Here is an 8,715-nt window from a genome sequence, read left to right as displayed (position 1 = left end):
CTCAGGGGATCAAAGAAGGTTTCCTGCACTGGAATCGGAACGATTTCTGCATCGAAAATCCCTTCTGACTGAGCTTTCAACGCTTTCTGATGGCTGGCCAGAGCAAAGGCATCCTGAGCTTCCCGGCTGATTTTGAACTGTTGAGCGACCTGTTCCGCCGTAAGCCCCATGCTCAGGTAGTAATCCGCGTGATTCTTGGCAATGTCGTAGTTGAGAGCCGTTTTCCAGCCCATCACCGGCACCAGCGACATGGATTCCGTACCGCCCGCAATAATGCAATCGGCCCAGCCCGCGTGGATTTTGCTCGCAGCCATGGCCACGGCTTCCAAACCGGAACCGCAGTAGCGGTTAATGGTCAGGCCCGAAACCGTTTCGGGAAGGGCCAGTAGCGAAATATACCGACCCATCTGCATGCCTTGTTCGGCTTCGGGTACGGCGTTGCCGACGATGAGGTCATCGACGCGGCTGGGGTCCAGTTGAGGAATCGTTGAAAGGGTATGTTTAATGACCGTAGCCGCCAGATCGTCGGGGCGAGTAAAGCGTAAACCTCCCTTGGGAGCTTTACCGACGGGGCTACGGAAACCGGCTACAATGTAAGCGTCCATGAAATTGTTGAATGATTTGAAGACAATTTATTTACTTTCTGGGAAAGAAGAACGTGTACGTGCGTTTTTCTGATTCCATCGCTCCAAGATTATTTTTAAAACGAATGAGACCCTCGTTGCGTTCGCCGTTCTCCGTGGAGATTCCCAGATCCAGAAGTTCATACCCTTCGCGTTGACAAAGCCGATACAAACCCGCATAAGCCAGAATAAGCGGACTGGAGCTTAAAAAAGCCGGATCATCGGCGGGATACAGGGTATACAGAATCCGATTATTGATGTGAACCGTTACGATTAAAGCCGCCAGTATCGAATTCTGCCGTACCGTAAATACCCGAAAAATGCCGGGCAACTGTTGGACAGACTGCCGTAATTGCTCCAGCGATAGGGTCATCGGACGGTTTTTCCGCCGCCGGGACTCGGCAATAAAAGTGTGTACCTGCGGCCAGTCGGGTTCCACCCATTCAGAAAACGTAAAACCTTCCCGCTCGCTTTTCCTTAATCGGCGTAAGGTGGAGGCGTGTAAGTGCTGTTCAATGGGCAGGGAAGAAACTAGAAGGTGCTGATTCAGTTCGGTGGTTGTAACCCGAAAATCAGCTTCCATGAACAGTCGATGCAGGTGAGCAGCCAGTTCGGGGTTCAATCCATCCGGAAAACTGCGGAGTTCAAGAAACGGTACGGTTGAAACTTCGGCAAGAACGGCCTGTACGAATACCTGCAACGCCGGAAGCGGAACGTTGGTACTTGTTTCGATGCCGCCAAACGTCGCCCGGCGGGGGCTAATGGCTTTTTCGGGGGTCAAAAATACCGTAAGCCGGGCCTGTATCTGCTCCGCTTTCAGTAGAAAAAAGGTCACTACCCGGTCGTCCGGCTGTACCTGCGTTTGAAGGTGAATGGGTTCATTAAACAAATAGCGTTCGAAGGGGAGGGTCGGAATAGCTTCTGAAAACTCAACGATCCGTACTGTATACGTAGCATCCATAAGTGGAGCAAAGTACAAAAATCCTGGTTTCTGGTTGTAAGTTATTGGTTGATTGTAACGTGGACCAAGGGAAATTGAGTAACAGATTTTAAAGGTAGCCTAGTATAGCCCTCTATTTCTTACTAATAAACGCATTACCCTTCACGTAAAAACGATAGGGTAGGTCTACACCTACTTTAATGCCAATCCGCGTGGTTTGGATCACGTCGAAATCGTGCAATACAGCGGGTTCGATGGACAATGGGCTATCCTGAATCATCCAGAAATTCATCTCCTTGGTAATAGCCATGGCGTGTACCAGACTTGCCGGGCCCTTGCACAATTGGGCTGGTTTCAGTACCCGATCCGCGTAGGTTTTTCCGAAAAACTGCTGAATTCGTTGCTGGGCGGCAATGCGACGTTCGGCCATCAAATCCAGTCCTTCTGTGGGTTCCAAAGCCCGGATTAGAACGGCTTCCCCAATACCTTCGCCGCCACTGGAAATATTGACGCAGTAGTACTGACCATAAATCTGATACACGTAAATCATGCCTACCGGACCGAACATGGGAGCGTTGCGAACGGTTTTTCGCGTGTAGGCATGGCAGGCCGGATCGTCTTTCAGATACGCTTCCGTCTCCACGATAATACCCGCCGTACGGCCTTCGGGACTGTTATGTACCAATACACAGCCCAGCAAATTACGGGCTAAATCGAGGGAAGGTTGCTGATAAAATTCGGTAGTGAGCGGCATAGATATACGGGAATAAAACGCAAATACGGCGTACGGAATAAAACCATTCCATACGCCGTATCTATCCTAGGTGACTCAAGGTGACTCAAGGTGACTAGCCCGGTATATAATCCGGAAACATTCAAAGGCTCACTGTTTATAACACGTTCGCCGTTTGTTCCTTAATTTTCTCCAGATCGTCTTTCATACCTACGACCAGTCGCTGCAGGCCTGCGTCGTTAGCTTTCGATCCGATGGTATTTATTTCTCGGCCAATTTCCTGAGCCATGAAACCCAACTTTTTGCCGTTACCTTCCTGGATGATTTCCCGGAAATAGTCGAGGTGCGTTTGCAGGCGTACCTTCTCTTCGGAGATGTCGTATTTCTCAACGTAATAGACCAGTTCCTGCTCGAATCGGTTTTTATCGAAACCGTCTTCCCCGAGTAAATCCGTAATGGTTTTCAGCAGGCGTTCGCGTACCGCCGGAATCCGCAGGCCATCCTGTGCAGCAACCTGCTGTAAGCCTGTTTCAATCCCGTTGATGCAATCGCTGAAGATCCCTTCGAGCACCTGCCCTTCGCGTACGCGAAAGGCCTGACACTCGGTCAGGGCCAGCCGCACAGCTTCCTGAGCAGTCTTCCACTCCTCTTCGGAGCTTTCCGTAACTACTTCGGTATTTTGGGCGTTCGGCCAGGTTAGAGCCAGCTTGAACATCTCCAGATCGTCGAAACTATTGCTGAGGTGGTAAAAGCTTTCCCGTAAATCCTGAAAATACGCCTTCACGAGCGGACGGTTCACTGAAACGGAAGCTTCGGCCTGGGCCGTTTTGGTAATACTGATATTCAGCTCAATCTTTCCGCGTTCAAGCTCAGCCGAAAGAAGATTTCGCAGTTCAATTTCCCGGCTTGATAAACTTTTGGGTATTCTGCAAAAAATGTCTAAACCCTTGGAATTTAGTGTTTTAATTTCGGCAGTTACTTGAAAGCCATCCGCTTCCAGTACGCCCCGGCCAAAGCCGGTCATCGATTTCAACATAGTACAGAAAATATGAACAAGAACGACTAGGCTTCGGGGTTCTCGTCTGGTTTAGCGTTGGTTGGCGGCGTTTTGGCAATCAGTAAGGATTGAGAAATCGCTAATAATTTTACCTGGGCTTCCCGGTTTTCCGAAGAGGTTCCTTCCTGATCCGGTTTAGGCCGCTGGTTCTGATTTTCCCGCCGATCGGGGCGTTGCTGACGCTCGTCTCGCTGGAAGCGGGGGTTGTTATTCCGATTCTGCCGATCTTCCCGCCGGGGCCGTTCATTAGGACGTTGCTCCTCGTTTTCAGCGGGCGTAGCGTCCGCATTGACTTCCTGCGGTGGTCGTTGATTCTGGTTTTCCCGCCGATCCGGGCGTTGCTGACGCTCTTCCCGTTGGGGACGGTTATTCCGATTTTGTCGATCCTCCCGCCGGGGCCGTTCGTTCGTACGTTGCTCTTCAGCTTTGGGTTCCAGGGGTTGTTCGGCTACTGGGTCCGATGCGGGCAAATCCGTCGCTACGGGTGAGGCAGCTGGACGGCGGTCTTCCCGAGGTTGCCGATTTTCGCGGTTGGAACGGTCTTCCCGATTGGGACGATCCTCCCGGGCTGCTCGTTCTTCGCGGGGTTGCCGCTCCTCGCGATTTGAGCGATCTTCCCGGTTGGGACGCTCTTCCTTCGCGGGGCGTTCCTGTGAGCGGGTCGATGTTTCCGGTCGGGGATCTCGTTCATCCGTGACGGGCAGTTCCGTCATGGCTGCATCGTTCTGGTGCTCAAGACCCTGAGCTTCCAGGCTCTCCCATTCGGTACGATGCCGTACAATATCCAGAGCCGAGTACAACGCGTGTAACATGGAACCCGGATCCGCTACATTTTTACCGGCAATATCGTACGCGGTACCGTGATCGGGACTGGTCCGAACGATGGGCAGACCCGCCGTAAAGTTTACGCCGTCTTCAAAAGCCAGCATCTTAAACGGCATCAGGCCCTGATCGTGATACATCGCCAGAATGGCGTCGAATTTCTTCCAGCTATTGGCCCCAAAAAAGCCGTCGGCGGGAAAAGGGCCGTACACCAGGTGATTTTTCTTCCGGAATTGATCGATTACGGGAGTAATGACCTCTTTCTCTTCGTTACCCAAAAGTCCGTCTTCACCGGCGTGCGGGTTCAAACCCAGTACAGCAACGCGGGGTTTCTGGATACCAAAATCTTCCTTTAAGGATTTGATAATCTGCGTCAGTTTACGGGAAACCGCATCCTGATTGATGTTCGAACGCACCCGGCCCAAGGGCACGTGGCCCGTTACGACGCCAATTTTCAGACGTTCCGAAACCATGAACATCAGGTACTCAGAACTGCTGAAGGCTTCGGCAAGGTATTCCGTATGTCCGGGAAACTTAAATTCTTCGGATTGAATGTTGTACTTGTTGATAGGGCCTGTCACCAGAGCCGCCAGATGTCCCGCTTTCAGGTCTTCAACGGCTTTCGCCAGACTCTGGTAGGCCGCCTGTCCGGCCTCAGGTACCACCATACCTGGTTCGACATTGGTTTGGCTATCATCAAAACAGGTGATAACGTTAACCATTTTAGTATTCAACTGATCCGCCGCCGGAGCCGGATGCAGTTGCCAGTCTTTCATGTCGTACAGATGCTTGTAACGGTTCAGTACCCGCATCGATCCGTAGACCACCGGTGTAAAATGTTTATTAAGTTGATTTCCGTGTAAGGCTTTCAGGATTACTTCGGGTCCGATGCCGTTGTAATCGCCCAAAGTGATGCCAATAACCGGTTTCTGTGCTTGCTCGCTCATGATCGTTTCATCCAGTCAGGTTTGGGGTTATACTGACCTTGAAAATCAGGATAACTGGGCGAAGTTACGGCATCCATCAGGGAAATGGCCCTGCGGGAAGTCTTTTTTTGGCAAAGACCGTAGCAGGGAAAGTTTATTTCTGGCCTACGAGGATTATTCAAAATATCCTTTCCTGTCGTTTAGGGAAACTCTGAGCCTTGAAAATGGGTTGAATTATACGGACTTTCATGGGCGATACGAAAGTTTTAACTTTGACCTTTTATCAGCAATACCAGCCCAGCTTTGGCTAACTCCTTCTGCGATGAAACGAATTTTTATTTGTGATGAAATGCATCCCAGCCTGTTCGAAATGCTTGAGAAAGCCGGGTTTGCCTATACCTATCAACCCAAAGCCAAACGAGACGAGATTCTTGAACAGATTGACGACTATGAAGGATTAATGATCCGCAATAAAACCCGCGTGGACGAAGCTTTTCTACAGGCGGCCACGCGTCTGGAGTTCATCGGTCGGGCTGGGGCCGGATTGGATCTGATTGACCGGGAAGCCTGCGATCGCCATCACGTACGCCTGTTTGCGGCCAATGCCGGGAATATGGATGCCGTGGGCGAACATGCCCTGGGTATGCTACTGGCTCTGCTCAACCATATCCATACTGCCGACCGGGAAGTACGCCAGAAAATCTGGTTACGTGAAGCCAATCGCGGTACCGAACTGGGTGGAAAAACCGTTGGTTTGATTGGGTACGGGCATAACGGCCAAGCGTTTGCCAAACGACTGAGCGGTTTCAACGTGAACGTACTGGCTTACGATAAATACCGGGATGATTATTCCGATGCGTACGCCAAGCAGGCCACGATGGAGCAGCTTTTTGAGCAGGCCGACGTACTGAGTTTGCACATTCCGTTGACGGAAGAAACGAATTATCTGGTACGCGAAGACTTCATTACTCAGTTTCAGAAGCCTTTCTACTTGATCAACTGTTCGCGGGGAGAGATCGTGCAATTGGCCGCCGTGTTGCAGGGACTACAGGCTGGAAAAATACTGGGAGCTTGTCTGGACGTACTGGAAAACGAAAAACTCCACCAGCTACCCGCCGGTCCCGACGAAGTGTTTGACTCCTTGATTCAATTGCCGAATGTCATCTTCACACCCCACGTAGCAGGCTGGACGCACGAGAGCTACGTCCGCATTAACGAGGTGCTGGTGCAGCAGATTGCGGAGGCGTTTGGGCAACCGCACAACAACCAACCAATAACCAAAAACTAACTTGCTTTACCCAAAAAACATAGAAGAAAAACTCGGATTCGACCGGATTCGTCAGATGCTGAGCGAGGCTTGCCTGTCGTCGCTGGGACGGTCGTTTGTCGAGAAAATACGCTTTTCCGATCGCTTTGACCAAATCCAGAAAATGGTAGGGCAGGTGGCCGAAATGAAGGAAATTGTAGCTCACGAGCCGGATTTTCCGCAGTCGAATTACATTGACGTTAACGAACAAATTGCTAAAGCCCGCATCGAGGGAGCGTTTCTGGACGAAGAAGAATTTTTCGATCTCAAACTCTCACTGCGTACCATCCAAAGTATTCAGCGGTTTTTCGAAAATAAGGAAGAACCGAGTTTTCCGCACCTGCGGGAATTGACTGTACAGGCGTTCCAGGAGCGTAAAACCGACGACGAGGATAAACCCCGCCGGAGCAAAAGCGATGAGCTATCGCAGCTACTGAAGGAAATTGACCGGATCATCGATGATCGCGGTCGGTTGCGAGACAATGCCTCGGCGGAATTGCAGCACATTCGCCGTGAACTGATTGCTGAACAGGCCCGTCTGCGGCGGACGCTCGATTCGATGTTACGCACGGCTCAGCAAAACGGATGGGTACCCGAAGGAGCAACCATGACGGTACGGAATGGCCGGATGGTGATTCCGCTGGTAGCCGAGCACAAACGCAAAATTCGCGGCTTCGTACAGGATGAGTCGGATTCGGGGAAAACCGTTTTTCTGGAACCCGCCGATGCTCTGGAATCGAACAACGAAATTCGGGAATTGGAGTCGAGGGAACGCCGGGAAATCATCCGTATCCTGACTGATCTGACCTCGAAAGTGCGTCCCTATACCGAAGAGCTCAAGCGAGCGTATACCTTTCTGGGCATCGTGGATTTCATTCGGGCCAAGGCTAAACTGGCTCTGGAAATGAACGCCAACGCTCCATTTTTCGTCCAGCAGCCCCTCGTGGACTGGCACGGTGCTCGGCACCCCCTTCTGTTGATGAGCTATCAGAAACAGGGTCGGTCGGTGGTACCGCTGCACGTAAAACTGGATGCCACGCAACGCATTTTGCTCGTATCGGGTCCCAACGCCGGGGGTAAGTCGGTGATGCTGAAAACGCTGGGCCTGATCCAGTATATGTTCCAGTGCGGCTTGCTAGTACCTGTGGATGATTTTTCGACGATTGGGCTTTTCCGGAATCTGTTCATGGACATTGGTGATGAACAAAGTCTGGAAAACGACTTGTCCACGTACTCGTCGCACCTGACCAACATGAAGCATTTTCTGTTGCATTCGGACAAGAAAACACTGTTTCTGATCGACGAGTTTGGTACGGGAACCGAGCCGAGTCTGGGTGGAGCGATTGCCGAAAGTATCCTCAACGACCTCAATCGCTCAGGAGCTTACGGCGTCATCAACACGCACTATTCCAACCTGAAAACCTTCGCTGACCGTACGGAAGGGCTGGTGAATGGAGCGATGCGTTTTGATGCCGAACACTTGGAACCGCTCTACGAGCTGGAAATTGGTAAGCCCGGTAGTTCGTTTGCCTTTGAAATTGGCCGGAAAATCGGCTTACCCAAGCCCGTACTCGACGCGGCCCGGCAGAAGCTGGATCGCCATCAGGTGAATTTTGAGAAGTTATCGAAAGAACTGGAAATCGAGAAAAAGGTCTTCCAGGATCGGAACGCTCAGAACTTACAGCGACAGCAGGAACTGGATAAACTCACCGAGCAGTACCAGACGCTGAAAAGTTACCTAGATACGGAGAAGAAACGGCTACTTAACGAGGCGAAGGTTCAGGCGAAAGAACTGCTGCGAGAAGCCAATGCGAAGATTGAAAATACCATTCGGGAAATCCGCGAACAGGGAGCTGAAAAGCTGGCCACCAAGGAAATCCGTCAGCAATTAACCGATTTCTCGGCTCAGAAGCTCACACAGGAAGTAATTGCCCCACCCAAAGCCGCCCCAGCCCCGACGAATGAAGTGGAAGTCGTGGGTGGGACCATTACGGTAGGCTCATTAGTCCGGATTAAAGGACAGAGTACGGTGGGGGAGGTACTGGATCTGAAGGGAAAAGACGCCGTTATTGCCATTGGCGATCTGCGTACGACGGTGAAAGCGAACCGTCTCGAAAAGGTGTCCCGCAAAGAATTCAAAGCCGCTACGGGCGACGATAAACCCCGGGCCAAGCTCACGGGTGTAGATCTAAACGAAAAAGCCATCAACTTCTCGTTCAACCTGGATGTACGGGGTAAACGCGGCGAAGAAGCGATGGTCGCAGTCGATAATTTCATGGACGATGCCATTATGCTGGGTTACCCTGAG

General features: G+C 51.4%; 6 protein-coding genes and 1 pseudogene. 2 read left to right on the top strand and 5 right to left on the bottom strand.

Annotated elements, in window-relative coordinates:
• From ACOJTG_RS22270 to pdxA, 5 genes and pseudogenes are all read right to left on the bottom strand, one after another.
• Positions 1-605 (bottom strand): annotated as a pseudogene (locus ACOJTG_RS22270) (acetyl-CoA C-acyltransferase); the annotation flags it as partial.
• A 31-nt stretch (positions 606-636) separates the two neighbouring features.
• Positions 637-1,584 (bottom strand): GNAT family N-acetyltransferase, encoded by a 948-nt coding sequence (locus ACOJTG_RS22265; protein WP_420155822.1) that lies wholly within the window; start codon positions 1,582-1,584, stop codon positions 637-639.
• 112 nt (positions 1,585-1,696) lie between these two features.
• Positions 1,697-2,317 (bottom strand): DNA-3-methyladenine glycosylase, encoded by a 621-nt coding sequence (locus ACOJTG_RS22260; RefSeq protein WP_420155821.1) that lies wholly within the window; start codon positions 2,315-2,317, stop codon positions 1,697-1,699.
• Between the two features lie 136 nt (positions 2,318-2,453).
• Positions 2,454-3,332: a YicC/YloC family endoribonuclease gene (locus ACOJTG_RS22255; RefSeq protein ID WP_420155820.1), complete on the bottom strand. Its 879-nt coding sequence runs from the start codon at positions 3,330-3,332 to the stop codon at positions 2,454-2,456.
• Positions 3,333-3,358: 26 nt separating this feature from the next.
• Positions 3,359-5,122, bottom strand: coding sequence for a 4-hydroxythreonine-4-phosphate dehydrogenase PdxA (gene pdxA / locus ACOJTG_RS22250; RefSeq protein ID WP_420155819.1), 1,764 nt, complete (start codon positions 5,120-5,122; stop codon positions 3,359-3,361).
• Positions 5,123-5,423: 301 nt separating this feature from the next.
• Between pdxA and ACOJTG_RS22245 the strand changes: the two genes are divergently transcribed.
• Complete coding sequence (locus ACOJTG_RS22245) at positions 5,424-6,389, top strand: NAD(P)-dependent oxidoreductase (RefSeq protein WP_420155818.1); 966 nt, start codon at positions 5,424-5,426, stop codon at positions 6,387-6,389.
• A gap of 1 nt (position 6,390) precedes the next feature.
• Positions 6,391-8,715 (top strand): endonuclease MutS2 (locus ACOJTG_RS22240; protein WP_420155817.1); only part of this gene is annotated, 2,325 nt, incomplete at its 3' end.

Source organism: Siphonobacter sp. (genome assembly GCF_048595215.1).
Taxonomy (GTDB): Bacteria; Bacteroidota; Bacteroidia; order Cytophagales; family Spirosomataceae; genus Siphonobacter.
This window is presented reverse-complemented; position numbering and strand designations above follow the sequence as displayed.